The 18,045-nt window shown below is 62.4% G+C and carries 18 protein-coding genes; 10 read left to right on the plus strand and 8 right to left on the minus strand.

Going from position 1 to position 18,045, the window contains the following annotated elements:
* Positions 1–31 precede the first annotated feature (31 nt).
* The 7 genes from QM748_RS05355 to ompR are packed head-to-tail and all read right to left on the minus strand — an operon-like array spanning position 32 to position 4,694.
* Positions 32–814 carry a peptidylprolyl isomerase gene (locus QM748_RS05355; protein WP_415246006.1) on the minus strand — a complete coding sequence of 261 codons (783 nt, stop codon included), beginning with the start codon at positions 812–814 and terminating at the stop codon, positions 32–34.
* A gap of 10 nt (positions 815–824) precedes the next feature.
* Positions 825–1,115: a BolA family protein gene (locus QM748_RS05360; protein ID WP_415246007.1), complete on the minus strand. Its 291-nt coding sequence runs from the start codon at positions 1,113–1,115 to the stop codon at positions 825–827.
* Positions 1,112–1,411, minus strand: a complete 300-nt coding sequence (locus QM748_RS05365; RefSeq protein ID WP_415246008.1) for a YciI family protein — start codon at positions 1,409–1,411, stop codon at positions 1,112–1,114. The genes QM748_RS05360 and QM748_RS05365 overlap by 4 nt, the downstream gene beginning before the upstream one ends.
* The gene (locus QM748_RS05370) at positions 1,411–2,019 is read right to left on the minus strand and encodes a septation protein A (protein WP_415246009.1); all 609 of its coding nucleotides are present in this window, start codon (positions 2,017–2,019) and stop codon (positions 1,411–1,413) included. Before QM748_RS05370 ends, QM748_RS05365 begins: the two co-directional genes overlap by 1 nt.
* A 24-nt stretch (positions 2,020–2,043) precedes the next feature.
* Entirely contained in the window at positions 2,044–2,505 is a 462-nt protein-coding gene (locus tag QM748_RS05375; protein ID WP_415246010.1) for a group II truncated hemoglobin, read from the minus strand.
* Positions 2,495–3,886, minus strand: coding sequence for an ATP-binding protein (locus QM748_RS05380; protein ID WP_415246011.1), 1,392 nt, complete (start codon positions 3,884–3,886; stop codon positions 2,495–2,497). Before QM748_RS05380 ends, QM748_RS05375 begins: the two co-directional genes overlap by 11 nt.
* Before the next feature lie 49 nt (positions 3,887–3,935).
* Positions 3,936–4,694 carry a two-component system response regulator OmpR gene (gene ompR / locus QM748_RS05385; RefSeq protein ID WP_415246012.1) on the minus strand — a complete coding sequence of 253 codons (759 nt, stop codon included), beginning with the start codon at positions 4,692–4,694 and terminating at the stop codon, positions 3,936–3,938.
* Between the two features lie 212 nt (positions 4,695–4,906).
* Between ompR and QM748_RS05390 the strand changes: the two genes are divergently transcribed.
* The 4 genes from QM748_RS05390 to QM748_RS05405 are packed head-to-tail and all read left to right on the plus strand — an operon-like array spanning position 4,907 to position 7,373.
* Positions 4,907–5,260: a hypothetical protein gene (locus tag QM748_RS05390; RefSeq protein ID WP_415246013.1), complete on the plus strand. Its 354-nt coding sequence runs from the start codon at positions 4,907–4,909 to the stop codon at positions 5,258–5,260.
* Positions 5,261–5,294: 34 nt separating this feature from the next.
* The gene (tsaB, locus tag QM748_RS05395; RefSeq protein ID WP_415246014.1) at positions 5,295–5,984 is read left to right on the plus strand and encodes a tRNA (adenosine(37)-N6)-threonylcarbamoyltransferase complex dimerization subunit type 1 TsaB; all 690 of its coding nucleotides are present in this window, start codon (positions 5,295–5,297) and stop codon (positions 5,982–5,984) included.
* Between the two features lie 2 nt (positions 5,985–5,986).
* Entirely contained in the window at positions 5,987–6,436 is a 450-nt protein-coding gene (gene rimI, locus QM748_RS05400) for a ribosomal protein S18-alanine N-acetyltransferase (protein ID WP_415246015.1), read from the plus strand.
* A 4-nt stretch (positions 6,437–6,440) separates the two neighbouring features.
* Positions 6,441–7,373, plus strand: a complete 933-nt coding sequence (locus QM748_RS05405; RefSeq protein ID WP_415246016.1) for a uracil-DNA glycosylase — start codon at positions 6,441–6,443, stop codon at positions 7,371–7,373.
* Positions 7,374–7,406: 33 nt separating this feature from the next.
* On the opposite strand, the gene lplT is transcribed toward QM748_RS05405, so the two are convergent.
* A complete protein-coding gene (gene lplT / locus QM748_RS05410; protein ID WP_415246017.1) occupies positions 7,407–8,657 on the minus strand; it encodes a lysophospholipid transporter LplT in 1,251 nt (416 codons plus the stop codon).
* A gap of 166 nt (positions 8,658–8,823) precedes the next feature.
* Here lplT and QM748_RS05415 point away from each other — a divergent pair, with 166 nt between their 5' ends.
* The 6 genes from QM748_RS05415 to tviB all read left to right on the plus strand — a co-directional run bounded on the left by QM748_RS05415 (position 8,824) and on the right by tviB (position 17,976).
* Positions 8,824–9,744: a LysR family transcriptional regulator gene (locus tag QM748_RS05415; RefSeq protein ID WP_415246018.1), complete on the plus strand. Its 921-nt coding sequence runs from the start codon at positions 8,824–8,826 to the stop codon at positions 9,742–9,744.
* Positions 9,744–11,120, plus strand: coding sequence for a DNA repair protein RadA (gene radA, locus QM748_RS05420; RefSeq protein ID WP_415246019.1), 1,377 nt, complete (start codon positions 9,744–9,746; stop codon positions 11,118–11,120). Before QM748_RS05415 ends, radA begins: the two co-directional genes overlap by 1 nt.
* Positions 11,121–11,479: 359 nt before the next feature.
* Complete coding sequence (locus QM748_RS05425; protein WP_415246020.1) at positions 11,480–12,634, plus strand: polysaccharide export protein; 1,155 nt, start codon at positions 11,480–11,482, stop codon at positions 12,632–12,634.
* A 64-nt stretch (positions 12,635–12,698) separates the two neighbouring features.
* On the plus strand, positions 12,699–14,948 hold the full coding sequence (locus QM748_RS05430; RefSeq protein ID WP_415246021.1) for a polysaccharide biosynthesis tyrosine autokinase: 2,250 nt from the start codon (positions 12,699–12,701) through the stop codon (positions 14,946–14,948).
* A 135-nt stretch (positions 14,949–15,083) separates the two neighbouring features.
* On the plus strand, positions 15,084–16,652 hold the full coding sequence (locus tag QM748_RS05435; protein ID WP_415246022.1) for an MraY family glycosyltransferase: 1,569 nt from the start codon (positions 15,084–15,086) through the stop codon (positions 16,650–16,652).
* A 40-nt stretch (positions 16,653–16,692) separates the two neighbouring features.
* Positions 16,693–17,976, plus strand: a complete 1,284-nt coding sequence (gene tviB, locus QM748_RS05440) for a Vi polysaccharide biosynthesis UDP-N-acetylglucosamine C-6 dehydrogenase TviB (protein ID WP_415246023.1) — start codon at positions 16,693–16,695, stop codon at positions 17,974–17,976.
* The last annotated feature ends 69 nt before the right edge of the window (positions 17,977–18,045 follow it).

An 18,045-nucleotide genomic window follows, 5' to 3' on the forward strand; every position in this document is an offset into this window, starting at 1 on the left:
GGGCCGAAGCCCGCCATGCGAAGAGGGGGACTTACTCCACCTTGGCCTTGCTGCGCAGATCGAGCACATGCTTCTCGATCTTCTGCTGCTGCAGGCGTTGCTGCAGCTGCGGCTTGACCTCGCTGAGCGGAGGAGCCTGGGTCGTACGCACGTCATCGAGCTGGATGACGTGGTAGCCGAAGTCGCTCTTCACCGGCGTGGGAGTGAACTTGCCTTTCTCGAGCTTGACCATGGCTTCGGAGAAGGGCTGGACGAACATCGCCGGGTTGCTCCAGCCGAGATCACCGCCACGGTCCTTGGAACCGGGGTCGCGCGACTCCTTCGCGACCTCCTCGAAAGGCGTGCCCGACTGCAGCTTGGCGATGATCGCCTTGGCCTCGTTTTCGGTCTCGACCAGCACGTGGCGAGGCTTGTATTCCTTGTCACCCATGCGGCTCTTGATCGCGTCGTATTCCTTCTGGACCTCGGCGTCGGTGACCGGGTTCTTCTGGACGAAGTCCTGAAGATAGGCGCGGATCAGGATGGCCTGCTTGGCCAGTTCCATCTGGGTCTGTACTTCGGGCTTTTTGGCCAGCCCTTTGTTGCTTGCCTCCTGGCTCAGGACTTCACGGCGGACCAGTTCTTCGCGCACGGCGTCCTGCAGCTGGGTGCTGTCCTGCGCGCCCTGGGCACGTTGTTCGGCAAGCATCGCTTCTGCGCGCTCGGCCGGGATGGCTACGCCGTTGACCTTGGCCACCGGGGCAGCCGCGGTGGCGGGGAGAGCGAGAAAACCAGCCAGCATGGCGATGGCGAGGCGGCTCGGGAAGCGTTTCATCGATATTCCTTCAGGGGTGGGTTGCTTGGGTGGCCTCGTCGGCCGTCATTGCCTTGATGGCGAGCGCGTGAATGTCCTTTTTCATCATGTCGCCCAAGGCTTCGTAAATCATGCGATGGCGGGCCACCGTGCCACGCCCGGCGAAGGCATTGGCGACGATGCGCAGATCGTAGTGGCCGCCGCCGCTACGTGCGCCGGCATGGCCGGCATGCAGGGCGCTGTCGTCGCGGATATCGAGTTCGTCGGGCGCAAAAGCGTCGATCAGGCGCAGCCTGATCCGCTCCGCAACATCGGCGCTCATGGCAGGACCTTGCGGAACGGGCGTATGGTGGTTTTGGCGAAAACGCCTTCACGCACATAGGCATCTTCGGCCAGCCATTTTTCCGCGCTGGCCAGCGAATCGAATTCGGCTACGACGAGACTGCCGACAAAGCCGGCGGGCCCGGGGTCGGGCGAGTCGATCGCGGGCATGGGGCCGGCGAGCAGCAGGCGGCCTTCGTCCCTCAGCGCCTGCAGGCGGGCGAGGTGTTCCGGCCGCACTGCCATGCGCCGTTCCAGCGTATCGGGAGCGTCTTCTCCGATCAGGGCATAAAACATCAGTTTTTTTCCTCTTCGATATGGCGCGAAAGATAGAAGCCCTGGCCGAGCACGAAGGCAAGCATCAGGCCCATTCCGCCAAACAGCTTGAAGTTGACCCAGGCTTCCTCACTGAAGCTGTAGGCGACGTAGAGATTGAGCAGACCCATGGCGACGAAGAAGCCCGCCCAGGCCAGGTTCAGACGTGACCAGACATCGTCGGGCAGCTGTATCTGGGCTTCGAGCATCTTGCGGATCAGATTGCGCCTGAACAGCACCGCCGAACCAATCAGCACGGCGCCGAACAGCCAGTAGAGCGCGGTCGGCTTCCACTTGATGAAAGTGGGATTGTGAAAGAACAGCGTTGCTCCGCCGAACACGGTGATGATCGCCAGGCTCACCCAGAGCATGGTGTCGACCTTGCGGTGCTTGCCCCAGACGATCGCGATCTGCGCGAAGGTGGCGACGATCGCGACTGCAGTCGCGATCAGGATCGGTGCCTGCGAGATGTCGATGCCGCCACCCAGCCATTGGGCCGCAAACGCATGGGAGGCTTCGGGCTGGGCCCCGGCAAGCTTGTAGGCAGCGAAGAAGAGGATGACCGGAAGAAGGTCGAAGAGGAATTTCATGCGGTCGAATTATAGCGATAGTGTTCAGGACTGCCCGTTGCCGACCGTGTCAGGCGTCACGGCCGTACTTGCAGTTCCACTTTCTGACCGGTTGCGCATATGGTTCGCGAGCGACGAGAACGCGCCGAGCAGGCTGGCACGCAGCGCACCGTCGGCGATCTGCTCTTCGAGTGCCTGACGCATGCAGAGCAGCCATTCATCGCGCTCCTGGACGCCGATCGAGAACGGCAGATGCCTGGCCCGAAGAAAAGGGTGGCCGTAGCGCTCGACATAGAGATTCGGCCCGCCGAGCCAGCCGGACAGGAACAGAAAAAGCTTTTCTTCCGAACCGGAAAGATCTTCCGCATGCATCCGGCGCACACTCCAGGCCTCGGGAAGCGTGTCCATGAGTTCATAGAAGCGCCTGACCAGCTTGCGGACGGCAGCCTCGCCGCCCAGGCGTTCGTATGGCGTGGCGTTCGGTGGCAGGGCGGTATCAGTGGGCATGGGAAGGGCTGTCCTCCTGTGAGCCGTGCATTCTAGCGCGCGCGGTCGGGTTTCCATCTGTCGGCAGGCACAGGATCGCTCTGAGACCCCCGCCTTCGCGGGGCAGCAGATCCAGCCGACCGCCATGGGAACGCATCACACGTTCGACGATCGCCAGCCCCAGGCCGGCTCCCTTGGTGTTGCTCCGGGCTTTTTCGAGCCGGGTGAAGGGGTGGCGCATGCGCTCGACTTCGTCTTCGGGAATGCCAGGGCCCCGATCGGCCACTTCGATGCAGGCAAAACCTCCGTGCGGCCCGACCATGATGTCGAGCCGCTTGTCCTCTCCTGCATAGCGCAAGGCATTGTCGATCAGGTTGGCGAGAGCCCTGCGCAAGGACAGGGCACGCGCGTTGCATGTCAGCATCCCGGGAGTGTCGAGATGGAGATCGATCCCCCTCAAGCGATAAGGCTCGGCTATTTCGCGCACCAGTTGCACGATATCCACCGCTTGTGCAGGTTCCTGTGGTACGCCGCGGCCGAAGTCGAGAAACTGGCCGATGATCCGGTCCATCTCCTCGATGTCCGAAACCATCGCGATGACCTCGCTGTCCGGCGCCCCCGACATCTCGACCCCGAGCCTCAGGCGTGCCAGAGGCGTGCGCAGGTCGTGGGAAACGCCCGCGAGGATCAAGGCACGGTCCGCATCGGTTCTAGCGAGATCCCCCGTCATCTGGTTGAAGGCGTGGGCGACCACGGCAATTTCATGCGGGCCGGACTCGTCCAGCGGCGGCGGCATCTGTCCGCTGCCTACCAGCCTTGCCGCACGTGCCACCTGGCGCAGTGGTCTGCCCATCCACGAAGCGATCAGGTAAGCGCCGAGCATTGCGGCAAACAATGCGCCAAGCCCCCAGACGAGCCAGTCGAAGGTATCCGGGCTTTCGATCCGCTCGCCTGGCAGCATGACCCAGTATTCATTGTGCTGATCGACAGGATCGAGCCGGAAACTCACCCAGAAGCCTTCGAGCGTTTTCCAGCGCGAAGCGAAGCGTGTGTGGTTTCCCAATTGCCGGCGGACATCACTGGTGAGCAGCCAGTTCGGCCGGGTGTCGGGCAGGGGCTCCACCTCATCGGAGGCTTCGGCCGGGTAGATCCGGATGCCTTCGAGTGCGGCGAGCTCGATCAGCAGATCGGTTCTGCGCCCCGCATCGGCGTTGATCAGCGCGGTGCGGGTGAGATTGACCACCGAAACCACCATCTGCGCCACGTCGCGCGACCGGGCCGGTTCCTGGAAGTAACTGAATATCTGGGACCAGGCGCCGAGCGCCACGATCAGCAGCAATGCGACAAGCAGGAAAGTCTGCCAGAGCAGGGTGCCGGGCAGGCAGGCCTGCAGCAGGCGCATTGCCGTACGGGGCCGGCGCTCGGGGCGCTGCGTGGCGGACATGCCGCGCTTACTCGCTGGCAGCAGCCTTGCCTTCGCCGGATTCGTGCTTGACATCCTCCGGCACGAACACGTAACCGAAACCCCACACAGTCTGGATGAATCGTGGCTTGGCCGGGTCTTCCTCGACGAGTTTGCGCAAGCGGGATATCTGCACGTCGATTGCACGGTCGAAGACACCGTATTCGCGCCCTCTGGCCAGCTCCATCAGCTTGTCCCGCGACAAGGGTTGACGCGGATGCTGCAGCAACACCTTGAGCAGCGAGAATTCTCCCGTGGTCAGCTGGATTTCCTCGCCATTGCGCTCCAGCAGGCGGGTGCCCAGATTGACGCTGACGTTGCCGAAAGCGACGATCTCGTCTTCGGCAGTCGGCGCGCCGGGCAGGGTGTGCGGCTGCCGCCGCATCACGGCCTGGATGCGGGCGACGAGTTCGCGCGGATTGAATGGTTTGGCAATGTAGTCGTCGGCCCCCATCTCGAGACCAACGATGCGATCCACGTCGTCACCCTTGGCGGTCAGCATGATGATCGGCAGATTGTTGTCTGCGGCACGAAGCCGGCGGCAGATCGCCAGGCCATCCTCGCCGGGCAGCATCAGGTCAAGCACCATCAGATCGAAGTGCTCGCGATGCAATGCGCGATCCATCATCGGGGCATCGCTCACGGCTTTCACCGCGAAACCCTGCTCCTGGAGATAGCGGGACAGCAATTCACGCAGCCGGGCGTCATCATCCACCAACAGTACGCGGTAACGGGTCTTGAGGTTCATGGAATCAATCCTATCCTTCAAAACGAGAGCTTGCCAGTGTTGGAGAAGTGCCGGTGGCGAATGACCGGTAACGCTTCGTAAGCGCCCGACGACCGGGCAACACCGTTTTACAATGCACCAGCAGCGTGCGATGCGGAGGGGTGTCGCGAAGTTCCGGTTTATCGTATGTTTTAGCCTACGATCGAAGCGCAGAGCGCATTGATGGACATCCGATGACTCAGACGTTCGCCCCTCCAGTTCCGGTTTTCCGGCCTTCCGTCCTGCCGCATCATGGCCGATACGTGATGACCTGTATGCTGTCGTTCTGCTTGCTCAGCGCCGCGGGCATTGCCGATGCACGCACGCGCGGTGACGATTCCGGGTCGCCGAACGGCTCGATACCGATACGGGAAGGGAAACCCCACGACGGGTTGCGCGATCACATCATGACGATCTCCCATGAAGTAGGCGGCAAGGCGCAGCCGCCTCGCACCTTGGACACCGAGGAGCTCAACGCGATCCGCCGAGATGTGCGCGGCGCGTATCCGGAACAGTCCAGCCCCTCCAGAAACAAGAAGCCGCACTGAATCCCGCAGTCGGAGCCGGTAGAATACCGGCACCATGAAAATCCTCGCATTCGAAGCTTCTTCCGAACTGGCCAGTGTGGCGCTTCTCGTCGATGGAGCCATCGCCACTCGCCGAATCGAAGGCGCTTCTCGGCATTCGGCAGCCGTGTTGGGCCAGGCGCGCGAATTGCTGGCCGAAGCCGGGCTTTCCGTTTCCTCACTTGATGCCGTGGCCTTCGGTGCCGGACCAGGCGCCTTCACCGGGTTGCGGCTGGCCTGCGGTGTGGCCCAGGGGCTTGCCCTGGGAGCCGACCTGGGGATCGCCGTCATCGGCAGCCTGGACGCCATCGCACTGCAGGCCGGCGCTGAACGGGTATTCGTGGCAACGGATGCACGAATGGGAGAAGTCTATTGCGCCGCCTTCGAGACCGGTGAGAATGTGCTGCGGCCAGTATCTCCCATTCGCTGCCTGGCGCCCGAGGATGTCGAGTTGCCTCCCGGATGCTGGGCAGCAGCAGGCTCCGCCTTTCGCGTCTGGCCCGATGCCTTGCACACGCGTTTCAGCGATCAGCTTTCGGTCTGCATGGATGGTTTGACTGCACGAGCAGACGAAGTCGCCTTGCTGGGAGCAGCCTCCTCTGTGCGTGGTGATCTGGTATCGCCCGAAACCGCCGTGCCGATCTATGTCCGTGACAAGGTGGCGCTGACCACTGCCGAACGCCTGGCGCGCGGCGGGAGGGCCTGAGCATGGAGGAGCGCCACGAGTTCGTGCCCATGCAGGCCGGGGATCTCGACTGGATCGAGCCTCACGAAACCGCCTTGCACGCATTTCCCTGGAGCCGTGGAAATTTTCTCGATTCGCTGACTGCAGGCCATGGCGCCTGGGTCATGAAAGAGGAGGGCGGTATGGTCGCCTACGCCGTCGTGCTCGCTGTTCTGGACGAAGCTCATCTGCTCAACATCAGTGTCATCCGCAGTGCCCAGCGGCGTGGGCTAGGCCGGATCCTTCTCGAATGGCTGCATGGCGATGCGCGCAACAAGGGGGCGACCCAGTTCTTCCTCGAAGTGCGCCCATCCAATACTGCCGCCTTGTCGCTGTATCAGGCACTGGGCTACGAGCAGATCGGCTTGCGCAAGGCCTACTACCCGGCCGCCGTCGGCCGCGAGGATGCCATCGTGATGCGACGGGAGCTCTGAACGGATGGCCCCCCGCCTGCGCAGGCCAAGCTCCCGCCGTGATGCGATCATCCGCGAAATGGGCCTGGGCCCGATCTGGCGCTTGAGATCGGCAGCCTTGGAGGAGAGCGACGCAAACGCGGCTGTGGCGGAGATGCCGCCGCCTGCCGCTGCTCCGGCGGATTCTCCGGTTGCCCTGCGGCCCACCTTCATGCCTCCCGAGCGCTGGCCGGACACCCGGGCAGTGGGCGATATGACATCGAGCCGAGAGCGTGTCTCCCCGGCGGGCGTTGCGCATTCCGGCCCGGCAGCACTACGCGGCGAATCCCCGCGCGCGAGCCAGCCGGCCGCCAACGTCGGCGCCCCTGAGCGCTTGAAGCACATCGCCACGCTCGACTGGGATGCGCTGGAAGCGGAGATACGAAGCTGCCGGGCATGCGTTCTGTGTGAACAGCGCAAGCAGGCCGTCCCCGGCGTCGGCGACCGCGATGCCGACTGGATGTTGGTGGGCGAGGGGCCTGGACGCGAAGAGGACCAGCGCGGCGAGCCTTTCGTCGGCCAGGCCGGCCGCCTGCTGGACAACATGCTTGCTGCGCTGGAGCTTCAACGAGGTAGCAAGGTGTACATCGCCAATGCAGTCAAGTGCCGACCGCCACACAACCGCACGCCCGAGGCGGCGGAAATCGGTGCCTGCCTGCCTTATCTCGAGCGCCAGATCGAACTGGTGAGGCCGCGCTTGCTGCTTGCTCTGGGCCGTCCTGCCGCCCAGGCGCTGCTGAACACCGAAATCAGCATCTCCAGGGCCAGGGGCCGCGTCTTCGACTACAAGGGCATTCCCGTCGTTGTCAGCTACCACCCCGCCTATCTGCTGCGTAACCCCCAGGACAAGGGCAAAGCCTGGGCCGACCTGTGTTTCGCCCGCAGGCTGATGCAGGCAGGCGCAGCGAAGCAGGGCTGACGCTGGCGACTGGCCAGCGGGGTAGTGCGCCGTTCAGTGGTTGCGGTCTTCAAGCAGGGCAGCGCTGTCGAATTCGCGTTGATTTGCTTCATGCCGCAGCTTGACCAGTAGCATGGTGCCGGCGACGAACAGTCCGAACAGGACGATCACGGTATCGATCGAGAGCCCCAGCATGATCAGCAGCGCGTAAGTTCCGGTCATGATCAGGATGGACAGGTTCTCGTTGAAGTTCTGCACCGCGATCGAATGGCCCGCGCCCATCAGGATATGGCCGCGATGCTGCAGCAGCGCATTCATCGGCACCACGAAAAAACCCGCCAGCGCACCGACCGTCACCAGCAGCAGCATTGCTGCGTTGATGTTGGTGACGAAGATCATCGAGATCACGCCGACACCCATTGCAATGCCCAGCGGAATCACCCTCACCGACTTGCGCAGGGTCACGTAGCGCGCAGCGACGATGGAGCCTGCCGCGACCCCCAGCGCCACGACGCCTTGCATCATCGATGCCTGGGACAGACCCATGCCGAGGTTGTGCTCGGCCCACTTGATCACGATGAACTGCAGCGTCGCACCCGCACCCCAGAACAGCGTGGTGACGGCGAGCGAGATCTGCCCGAGCTTGTCGCGCCACAACAGGCGCAGACAGTGGTTGAAGTCGTGCAGCAGGTAAAGAGGGTTGCTCTTGAGCGGCTTGTGGTCGACGCCGGTGTCGGGGATGTAGAGATTGAAGATGGCTGCAATCAGGTAAAGCGAGCCGATGACGAGCACGGCCGCTTCGAAAGGCTTGTCGACCAAGGGCAGGCCAAGGGCCATCAGGCCATCGCCGACGTCGCCGAGGATCATGAAACCGCCCATCACCGTACCGATGATGATCGCACCGACGGTCAGGCCTTCGATCCAGCCGTTGGCCACGACCAGCAGGCGGTGGGGCAGGTATTCGGTCAGGATCCCGTATTTCGCAGGGGAATAGGCTGCTGCTCCCAGTCCGATCACCGCGTAGGCAAGCAGGGGATGGGCGCCGAGGAACAGCATCAGACAGCCGCCGATCTTGATCGTGTTGCTGATCAGCATCACCCGCCATTTGGGCATGGAGTCGGCAAAGGCGCCGACGAAGGCCGCAAGTGCAACGTAGGACACCGTGAAGAACAGCTTCAGGAGGGGCTCGTACTCCGATGGCGCAGCCATGTCCCGAAGCAGGGCAATCGCGACGATGAGCAGGGCATTGTCCGCGAGCGCAGAGAAGAACTGCGCTGCCATGATGATGTAGAAGCCAAGCGGCATCGTGAGTGTACCGGGCACCTGTGGTCGGGAATCGCGGTTTATAACATGGATGGACACCGGCTTGGGCTGCTGGAGTCAATCCAGCCCCAATGAGTGCACAGGACATCTGTCCAATATGGAGGGGTTTGTGATCTAATCCACGCAATAAATCATACTTATCTACACCATGGCAGACCGCAGACTCCAGGTATTCCATGCCGTGGCCAAGCACGGCTCCTTCACGCGTGCCGCCGAGCATCTCTACATGACTCAGCCGGCCGTCACCTTCCAGATCAAGCAGCTCGAAGAGCACTTCGATACGCGTCTGCTCGACCGCGGCCACGGCAAGATCACGCTCACGCCCGCGGGCGAACTCGTGCTGGCCTACGCCGAGCGCATCCTGGGTCTGTCTGCCGAGCTCGATTCACGCGTATCCGAGTTGACCGACGAGCTGGCGGGGCAGATCAAGATCGGCACCAGCACGACGATCGCGGCCTACTGGCTGCCAGAGGTGCTGGAAGGCTTCAAGCGCAAATACCCCAGGGTGCTGCCGCGCGTCGTGGTCGGGAACTCCAAGCTGACCGAGGACAGCGTTGCTGCACGCGACCTCGACATCGGTCTGATCGAGATCGTCACCGAGCAGAATGGCATCGAGCGCCGCAGTGCCGCCCGGGACGAACTCATGGTCATCTGCAGCCCGGACCATCCGCTGGCGAAGTTCGACAAGCTGACGGCCAAGGATCTCATCGGTCATCCTTTCATCGACCGTGATCCGGGTAACGGCATCCGCCAGATCGCCGATGAATTCTTCGAAGCCGCGGGCATTGCGGGAAGCGAAATCAGCCTGTGCGCCGAACTCGGCAGCCTGGCAGCGATCAAGCAGCTCGCGGCCGCGGGCCTGGGGTTCGCGATCGCGTCGGATCGCGCCATCAGGCGCGACGTTGCCGAAGGGCGGCTGGCCGCGATCCGCCTCGAGCCTCGCATCTACACCCCGCTCGAAGTCATTCTGCCCCGCGACAAGTTCCGCTCGCGCCTGATCACGGCATTTGCCGACTACGTCTGCGAGGAGTTCGTCCGGATGGCCGGCGGCACGGGCGCAGAGGGCTGATGGCAAAAGCAAGGACCGCTTTCGTCTGTAGCGAATGCGGCGGCCAGACAGTCCGCTGGCAAGGGCAGTGCCCGCAGTGCCAGGCCTGGAACACTTTGGTGGAGACCGCCATCACCGCCGGCCCGGCTGCCGCAGCGGGTGGCCGGTTTGCCGCGCTGGCTGGCGAGACCAGCCGCCTCAAGCCGCTATCGTCGCTGCAGCCGCGCGAGGAGCCGCGCCAGCCAACGGGCCTGGACGAGTTCGACCGTGTGCTGGGCGGCGGTCTGGTGGCGGGTGGTGTCGTGTTGATCGGCGGCGATCCGGGCATCGGCAAATCGACGCTCTTGCTGCAGGCGCTTTCGCATCTGTCCGGCATGCACAAGGTCGTGTACGTCAGCGGCGAGGAATCGGGCGAGCAGGTGGCTTTACGCGCCCATCGCCTGCAGCTGCCACCGTCCGAATTGCAGATGCTGGCAGAGATCAATCTCGAACGCATCCTCCAGGCCTTGCGTGAAGCCCGGCCACGCGTGGCGGTCATCGATTCGATCCAGACCATCTACTCCGAGGCCCTGCAATCCGCGCCGGGATCGGTCGCCCAGGTGCGCGAGTGCGCGGCACAGCTGACGCGCTTTGCCAAGCAGAGCGGAACCAGCCTGATCCTAGTCGGACACGTCACCAAGGACGGCACGCTGGCAGGTCCCCGCGTCCTCGAGCACATCGTCGACACCGTGCTGTACTTCGAAGGCGATACCCATTCCAGCTTCCGGCTGATCCGGGCCTTCAAGAACCGCTTCGGCGCGGTCAACGAACTCGGTGTGTTTGCCATGACCGAGCGCGGCCTGCGCGGCGTCTCCAACCCCTCCGCGATCTTTCTCTCCCAGCATGCCCAGCAGGTGGCCGGCAGCTGCGTGCTGATCACCCAGGAAGGCACCCGGCCGCTGCTGGTCGAGATTCAGGCCCTGGTCGATTCGGCGCAGAGTCCCAATCCCCGGCGGCTGTCGGTTGGCCTGGAGCCGACACGGCTGGCGATGCTGCTGGCCGTCATGCACCGCCATGCGGGCGTCGTCTGCTTCGACCAGGATGTGTTCGTCAATGCCGTTGGCGGCGTCAAGATCACGGAGCCAGCGGCGGATCTCGCCATCCTCTTCGCCATCGCCTCCTCGCTGCGCGATCGTCCATTGCGGCAAGGGCTGGCGGTTTTCGGTGAAGTCGGGCTCGCCGGCGAAATCCGCCCGGCCCCTCGCGGCCAGGAACGGCTGAAAGAGGCCGCGAAGCTCGGCTTCGATACCACCATCATTCCCCGGGCCAATGCACCGCGACAGCCGATCGAAGGCTTGAACGTGATCGCCGTCGACCGCGTCGAAGAGGCGCTCGAGCGGATGCGCGAACTGGCCTGAGCTCCGGGCACGCCCCTGTCGAACAGCCTCGTTCCGTTCATGCACGAGGGCTTGTGTTTACATGCAGACGCAATAATTCAAGCATAAATGCTTAGCATCCGTGTATTATTGTGCACCGCAAGGCACTGATAAATAAAAATTAGTCGCTTATTTTCATCTTTTTGGTTTTCATGTTTTTTTGACTGCCTGCTTGGGTTTTCCGGTGTTTTTCATGTTTTTGATAAACGCCGAAATTTTCATTTGGCAATCACTGTGGGTTCGGATAGGGCTGCTTAATGAAAGGTCAATGGCTGTCGTCATCATTTTCCGGGCTGTCGCCCGCCATGATCACCAACGGAAAATGGCTTGCACGAACGGGGGTGATCGCGGCTCTGGCGGGAACGCTGTCGGCATGTACGATCATTCCTGGTACTTCCGCCTGGGATATGCGGACAACGTCTTCAGTACCTCTGCCGGTCGTCGAGGGCGAAGCCCGCCAGGCAGAGCCTGTTCCAGACAACGTCACCGTCACCCCGATCACGGCCGATCTGATCATCGCTCAGGCCCGCAATGGCGAACCTGGATTCCGGGCGACACAATCCGGCGGCCGCACTGCAGTACGCCCATCGACCGTGCCCGATTTCGGTCTTGCTCATCAGGACTACGTGCTTGGCCCCGGCGACATCATCAATGTCATCGTCTGGGACCACCCGGAGATCACCATCCCTGCGGGCTCCTATCGGTCTGCGGAACAGTCCGGCACGCTGGTCGCCGATGACGGAACCATCTTTTTTCCATACGCCGGCACGCTCAATGTAGCAGGCAAGACTCCCCGCCAAGTGCGCGAAATCCTGTCTCAGCGCATGTCCAAGGTCATCGAGAATGTCCAGCTCGACGTGCGCGTCGTGGCCTTCCGCAGCAAACGTGTCTATGTCGTCGGCGAAGTCAGGGAGCCCGGCCTGCAGCCGATCAACGACATCAAGATGACGCTGGTCGAGGCGATCAACCGCGCCGGCGGCATCACGACCGAAGCGGACCACGGCAACGTGCTGCTCACCCGCGACGGCCAGACGTGGCGCGTCGATCTGCAGGCGCTGTACGAGAACGGCGACGTATCGCAGAACGTCGAGCTGCAGCCAGGCGACATCGTCAACGTGCCCGATCGCCAGCTCAACAAGGTTTTCGTGCTCGGAGAAGTCAAGGATCCCGGCTCGTTCGTCATGAACAAGCGCCGCACCACGCTGGCCGAGGCACTCAGTGAGGCTGGCTTCGTCAACCAGGTCACGTCCGACCCGAGCTGGATCTACGTGATGCGAAGCGACAATGGCACGTCCGAACTCTTCCACCTCAATGCGAGCTCGCCTGATGCGCTGCTGCTCGCCGAGGGGTTTCCGCTGCGCCCCCGCGACATCGTCTATGTGGATGTGGCCGCCGTCGCACGCTGGAATCGCGTCGTGAGCAACATTCTGCCCACATCGCAGATGCTCAACTACATCGGCGACACCCGTTACCCGCTCTTCAACGCCCGTCAGTAAGCAAACCGGCGACGTACGTCCCACAAACAGCGCTCCATCGTCTCCCCTTCAGGAAGTTCCACCCTTGGCTCGACAAACCCCGAACGCAGCTCCCGTCAACGAGGTTCACCGCAACCACGCGTCCAGCCAGCGCGACAAGGCCAACGATTTCATCAATCTGGGTGAAATCGTTGCCACCTTGCTCGAGTACAAATGGCTGATTCTTGCCATCACTGCTTTTGCGCTTGCGGTGGGTGCCTTCATTGCACTGGTGGCCACGCCGATCTACCGCGCCGACGCCATGCTGCAGGTGGAAGACAAAGGCAGGGCGAAGGGCGGCATCGCTGCGCTGCGTGACGTCGAAGCTGTGCTGGGGGATTCCACGTCGGTCTCGGCAGAACTGGAAATCCTCCGCTCACGCATGATCCTCGGCCGGGTGGTCGAGCGGCTCAACCTCACGATCGTCGCCCAGCCCAGGCATTTCCCGATCATCGGCAGCGCCCTGGCCCGTCGCCACGCCGGTAATGGCGAACCGGCTGAACCTCTTCTCGGCTTTTCCAGCTATGCCTGGGGAGGAGAGCGCATCACCATGCAAAGCCTCGAGGTGGCGCCTGAGCTTGTCGGATCGCCATTGACCCTCGTGGTGCAGGACGACAAGCAGTTTCAACTTTTCGATGAGGACGACCAGCTGCTTGCGCAGGGGCCTGTGGGGGTGCCGGTCAATGGCGAACGTGCCAGCCTGTTCGTGGCTGAACTCGTTGCACGTGCGGGGACTCGCTTCGATGTAGCGCGGCTCAGCCAGGCAGAGGCCATCGCCACACTGCGCGAGAACCTCGAGGTACGGGAGCGCGCCCGCCAATCGAACGTGATCGAGGTCGCGTTTACCAATCCGGATCGCGAGCAGGCCTCGACCATTCTCGGTGAAGTCCTCAATGCCTACGTGCGGCAGAACGTGGAATACCGTTCCGCGGAAGCCGAATCCACGCTCACCTTTCTCGAAGCCCAGTTGCCCGAGCTCAAGAATCAGCTGGATACGGCGGAAGCCGCCTACAACAGTTACCGCCAGAACCGTGGCTCCATCGACCTGACGATGGAAACGCAGACGATGCTCAGTTCCATCGTCAAGGTGGACAACGATATCGTCGTATTGCAGCAGAAACGCGACGAACTCCGTCAGCGCTTCACCTCCGAGCACCCTCAGGTTCAGGCTGTGGATTCTCAGATCGCCCGTTTGCGATCGCTGCGCAGCACCCTGGACAAGGATGTTTCCCGGCTGCCGGATACACAGCAGACCGCCCTGCGCCTGCACCGGGACGTCGAGGTTTCCACCGCGCTCTACACCAATCTGCTCAACAGCGCCCAGCAGCTGCGGGTCGCCCGGGCCGGTACTGTGGGCGATGTGCGGATCATCGACAGCGCGGTCACTGCGCGGCTGCCCATTGCCCCCCGCAAGGCACTCATCGTTCTGCTGGCGGGTGTGCTGGGTGGATTGACCAGCCTCGGCGTCGTCTGGGCGATTCGTGCCCTGCGGGTGGTTGTGGAGGATCCAGAAACCATCGAGCGTGAACTCTCGCTGCCGGTATATGCCACCGTGCCGGAGAGCAAGGCGGAAGAGGAGGTCGATCGCCGCATCAGGCGCGGCAAGGGCTCCGGCGAGTTGCTGGCTGTCACGCATCCGGACGACGCAGCGGTGGAAAGCCTGCGCAGCCTGCGGACCACACTGCATTTCGCCTTGCTTGGGGCCCATCGCGGTTCGGTGCTGATTACCGGCCCGGCCCCGGGGGTCGGCAAGAGCTTTGTTTCCAAGAATCTGGGGGCGGTACTGGCCCAAAGCGGCAAACGTGTCGTCATCGTCGATGCCGACCTGCGAAAGGGCCATATCCACAAGGAATTCGCACTGCCGCGCAATGGCGGGGTTTCGGAATTCATCACCAATGGCTTGCCGCTCGAATCAGTCGTGCATCAGACCGAAGTGGAAGGTCTGTCGATCGTCACGACCGGCCAGATCCCACCGAATCCATCGGAACTCCTGATGCATGAGCGCTTCGGTTTGCTGCTGCAGGAACTGGAGGCGCAGTGCGACGTGCTGATCGTCGACGCTCCTCCCGTACTTGCCGTTTCCGATGCCGCGATCATCGGCCGCCTGACCGGTGCCACCTTGCTGGTTGCGAGAGCGGGTCGCCATCCCATCGGCGAACTGGAACAGGCCGTCAAGCGCCTGGAGCAGGGCGGGGTGAATGCCAAGGGTTTCGTTTTCAATGGCCTGGATATGCAGCGGCAGCGACACCGCTTTGGCTATCAGGGCTATCAGTACCAATACAAATATTCAGCCTGACTATCCGCTAATCACCACCCATGGGCACTCCATCGACAAGTGCCCACCTGACGACACTGCAGCTTCAAAAGAGCGAGAGCATGCCTGAGTGCAGCCTCTCAGGGCGTGTTTTTCTTCAAGAAAATGGAGGGCCTCATGACGAATGGACTCATCGTTCTACTGCTGGCGGCCATGGTTTCTGCCATCGTCATACGAGCCATGATCGCACTGGCGCCACGCGCTGGGCTGATCGATCACCCCGGAGAACACAAGCAGCACGAGTACGTCACGCCCTTCGTCGGCGGCTTCGGGATAGTGGCTGCGATGCTGGTTGCCGTAACCATGCTGGTCAACCTGCATCCGGCGCAGCGGACCGCATGGATCTCGCTGCTGGTATGCGGTGGCATCATGTTTCTGGTCGGCCTCGCGGATGATCGCTGGAAACTGGGGTTCAAGATCCGCCTCGTGGTCCAGGCCGCGCTGGCCTTGCTCATGGTGTATGGCGGAGGCATTTCGCTGGACAGCCTGGGCAACGTGGTACATACCGGTAACGTCGCGCTGGGCATGATGGCAGTGCCATTCACCGTCTTTGCCACCATTGGCGGCATCAACGCACTCAACATGGTCGATGGCATCGATGGACTGGTCGGCACCATCGCAGGGATCACACTGCTGCTGATTGCCCTGATGACGGGTTTTGGCGGGGATGGCCCGATGCATCTGCTGTCGATGGCCTTGTTGGGCGGAGTCGGGGGCTTTCTGTGGTTCAACATGCGCCACGGCCGCCAGCACCGCGCCCGTACCTTCATGGGCGACAACGGCAGCATGGCCCTGGGGCTGCTGATCGTATGGCTTCTCATCGGCGTCACCCAGGGGGAAAACGCCCTGATCAGCCCGGTTGCGGCACTGTGGCTGTTTGCCATTCCGCTCATCGATACGCTCAGCGTCATGATGCGCCGCATGATGATGGGGCAGTCGCCATTCACGCCGGATCGTCATCACCTGCACCACTTGCTCCAACGCGCAGGCTTTCGCGTCGAGGACGTCGTGTCGTCCATCGGTTTGCTGCATCTCTTGCTGGGAGGCCTGGGCATCACCGCGCTACTCTGGGGTGTCCCCGAAAGCGTGATGTTCGCGGCCTTTCTGTGCCTGTTTGCCGTCTACGTTGCGGTTACGGCACGTCCCTGGCGTTTTGTGCCGGCATTGCGCGGCATTCATCGCTACCTGCATCTCACGCCTGCCGCCAACTATGGTGTGTTCTTCGACAACTGCTCACTCGAACATGTCGAGCAGATCAATGCGCTGGTCGCTCCGCAACTCTGCGAAAACACGGCTTTCCGGACCCGCCTGTATCAACGCAGGGAGGCCGATGGGAGCCCTGGCGCGCGATACGCCGTGGTGGAGATCATGCTGGAGGATGGAGATGCGTCCCTGACCCAGCAAGTCGAATATCTGCGTCTGATACGCGAGGCAATGCATCCGTATAACGGAGTCTATATTCGCAGCTATGTCCATCGAGACCCTTTCAACGATAGACGGATCAATCAGGGTGAGCCCGCGGTGGAGATGCGGTCCCGCAGCCGCCGGCAACGCAAGCGTGAGCTGCTGGAGGAGTCCTTCACGTATGTCGACCACGGCCAGATCCTAGATCAGGACGTCAGGCACAAGGATTCGAAGGATGAAAAACCTATCGGCGCCACTGATGCACTGATCGCAAAACACTGATTTTCAATATATTTCATATTAAAGCGGAGTGTCATCCATCATGACCATCCAGTCTCTCGAACAGATCAAACTCGCCATCATCGGCCTGGGCTACGTCGGCCTGCCGCTGGCCGTGGAATTTGCCAAGCAACGCAATGTGCTCGGCTTCGACATCAACCAGGCACGCATCGACGCGCTCAAGGGCGGCCACGACGCCACGCTTGAAGTCTCGGACGCAGAGCTTCGTGAAGCCACTGGTCTGCGCTACAGCGCCAATGCTCAGGAGCTGGCCGCGTGCAATGTCTTCATCGTCACCGTGCCCACGCCGATCGACGAGCACAAGCAGCCGGACCTGACGCCATTGGTCAAGGCCAGCGAAACCATCGGCAAGGTGCTCAAGAAAGGCGACATCGTCATCTACGAATCCACCGTCTATCCCGGTGCTACCGAGGAAGACTGCGTGCCGGTGCTGGAGAAGCATTCCGGACTGCGCTTCAACGCCGATTTCTTCGCCGGCTACAGCCCCGAGCGCATCAATCCGGGCGACAAGGAGCACCGCGTCTCCACCATCAGCAAGGTCACCTCCGGCTCCACCCCCGAGGTGGCCGATCTGGTCGATGCGCTGTACCGCCAGATCATCGTCGCCGGCACCCACAAGGCCGAAAGCATCAAGGTGGCCGAAGCCGCCAAGGTCATCGAGAACACCCAGCGCGACGTCAATATCGCACTGATCAACGAACTGGCCATCATCTTCAACCGCATGGGCATCGACACCGAGGCGGTACTGAAGGCGGCCGGCAGCAAGTGGAACTTCCTGCCGTTCCGCCCCGGCCTGGTCGGCGGGCACTGCATCGGCGTGGATCCGTACTACCTCACCCACAAGGCGCAGTCCATCGGCTACCACCCCGAGATCATCCTCGCGGGCCGGCGGCTCAACGACGGCATGGGCGCCTATGTGGTGTCGCAGCTGGTCAAGGCGATGCTCAAGCGGCGCATCCAGGTCGAAGGCGCGAAGATCCTGATCATGGGCCTGACCTTCAAGGAGAACTGCCCGGACCTGCGCAACACGCGGGTGGTGGACATCGTCAAGGAACTAAGCGAATACGGCATGGCGGCCGACGTGTACGACCCCTGGGTGGATCCAGCCGAAGCGGAACATGAATACGGCATCACGCCGATCCAGATCCCGGCGCCGGGTACTTACGACGCCATCGTCGTGGCGGTGGCACACGACCAATTCAAGGTGTTGAGCGACGAGGGTATTCGTGCCCTGGGGAAGCGCCAGCACGTACTGTACGACCTGAAGTACGTGCTGCCTCGCGACGCCGCGGATCTTCGCCTGTGATGCCGTGCTGGCGCCAGCGCTTCACTGGGAGCCAGCTTCCGTTATGCCAGAGCCTCTTCCGGACTGTTC

Origin of the sequence: Thauera sp. (assembly GCF_047601425.1) — a bacterium.
In the GTDB taxonomy this organism is placed as follows: Bacteria; Pseudomonadota; Gammaproteobacteria; order Burkholderiales; family Rhodocyclaceae; genus Thauera.

What these genes read in the sequence shown, in the direction of transcription:
- QM748_RS05435 (WP_415246022.1), top strand. Translation starts at nt 15,084, where the DNA reads ATGACGAATGGACTCATCGTTCTACTGCTGGCGGCCATGGTTTCTGCC.
- radA (WP_415246019.1), top strand. Translation starts at nt 9,744, where the DNA reads ATGGCAAAAGCAAGGACCGCTTTCGTCTGTAGCGAATGCGGCGGCCAG.
- QM748_RS05355 (WP_415246006.1), bottom strand. Translation starts at nt 814, where the DNA reads ATGAAACGCTTCCCGAGCCGCCTCGCCATCGCCATGCTGGCTGGTTTT.
- tsaB (WP_415246014.1), top strand. Translation starts at nt 5,295, where the DNA reads ATGAAAATCCTCGCATTCGAAGCTTCTTCCGAACTGGCCAGTGTGGCG.
- QM748_RS05360 (WP_415246007.1), bottom strand. Translation starts at nt 1,115, where the DNA reads ATGAGCGCCGATGTTGCGGAGCGGATCAGGCTGCGCCTGATCGACGCT.
- ompR (WP_415246012.1), bottom strand. Translation starts at nt 4,694, where the DNA reads ATGAACCTCAAGACCCGTTACCGCGTACTGTTGGTGGATGATGACGCC.
- tviB (WP_415246023.1), top strand. Translation starts at nt 16,693, where the DNA reads ATGACCATCCAGTCTCTCGAACAGATCAAACTCGCCATCATCGGCCTG.
- QM748_RS05370 (WP_415246009.1), bottom strand. Translation starts at nt 2,019, where the DNA reads ATGAAATTCCTCTTCGACCTTCTTCCGGTCATCCTCTTCTTCGCTGCC.
- QM748_RS05390 (WP_415246013.1), top strand. Translation starts at nt 4,907, where the DNA reads ATGACTCAGACGTTCGCCCCTCCAGTTCCGGTTTTCCGGCCTTCCGTC.
- QM748_RS05405 (WP_415246016.1), top strand. Translation starts at nt 6,441, where the DNA reads ATGGCCCCCCGCCTGCGCAGGCCAAGCTCCCGCCGTGATGCGATCATC.
- rimI (WP_415246015.1), top strand. Translation starts at nt 5,987, where the DNA reads ATGGAGGAGCGCCACGAGTTCGTGCCCATGCAGGCCGGGGATCTCGAC.
- lplT (WP_415246017.1), bottom strand. Translation starts at nt 8,657, where the DNA reads ATGCCGCTTGGCTTCTACATCATCATGGCAGCGCAGTTCTTCTCTGCG.
- QM748_RS05365 (WP_415246008.1), bottom strand. Translation starts at nt 1,411, where the DNA reads ATGTTTTATGCCCTGATCGGAGAAGACGCTCCCGATACGCTGGAACGG.
- QM748_RS05415 (WP_415246018.1), top strand. Translation starts at nt 8,824, where the DNA reads ATGGCAGACCGCAGACTCCAGGTATTCCATGCCGTGGCCAAGCACGGC.
- QM748_RS05380 (WP_415246011.1), bottom strand. Translation starts at nt 3,886, where the DNA reads ATGCGCCTGCTGCAGGCCTGCCTGCCCGGCACCCTGCTCTGGCAGACT.
- QM748_RS05375 (WP_415246010.1), bottom strand. Translation starts at nt 2,505, where the DNA reads ATGCCCACTGATACCGCCCTGCCACCGAACGCCACGCCATACGAACGC.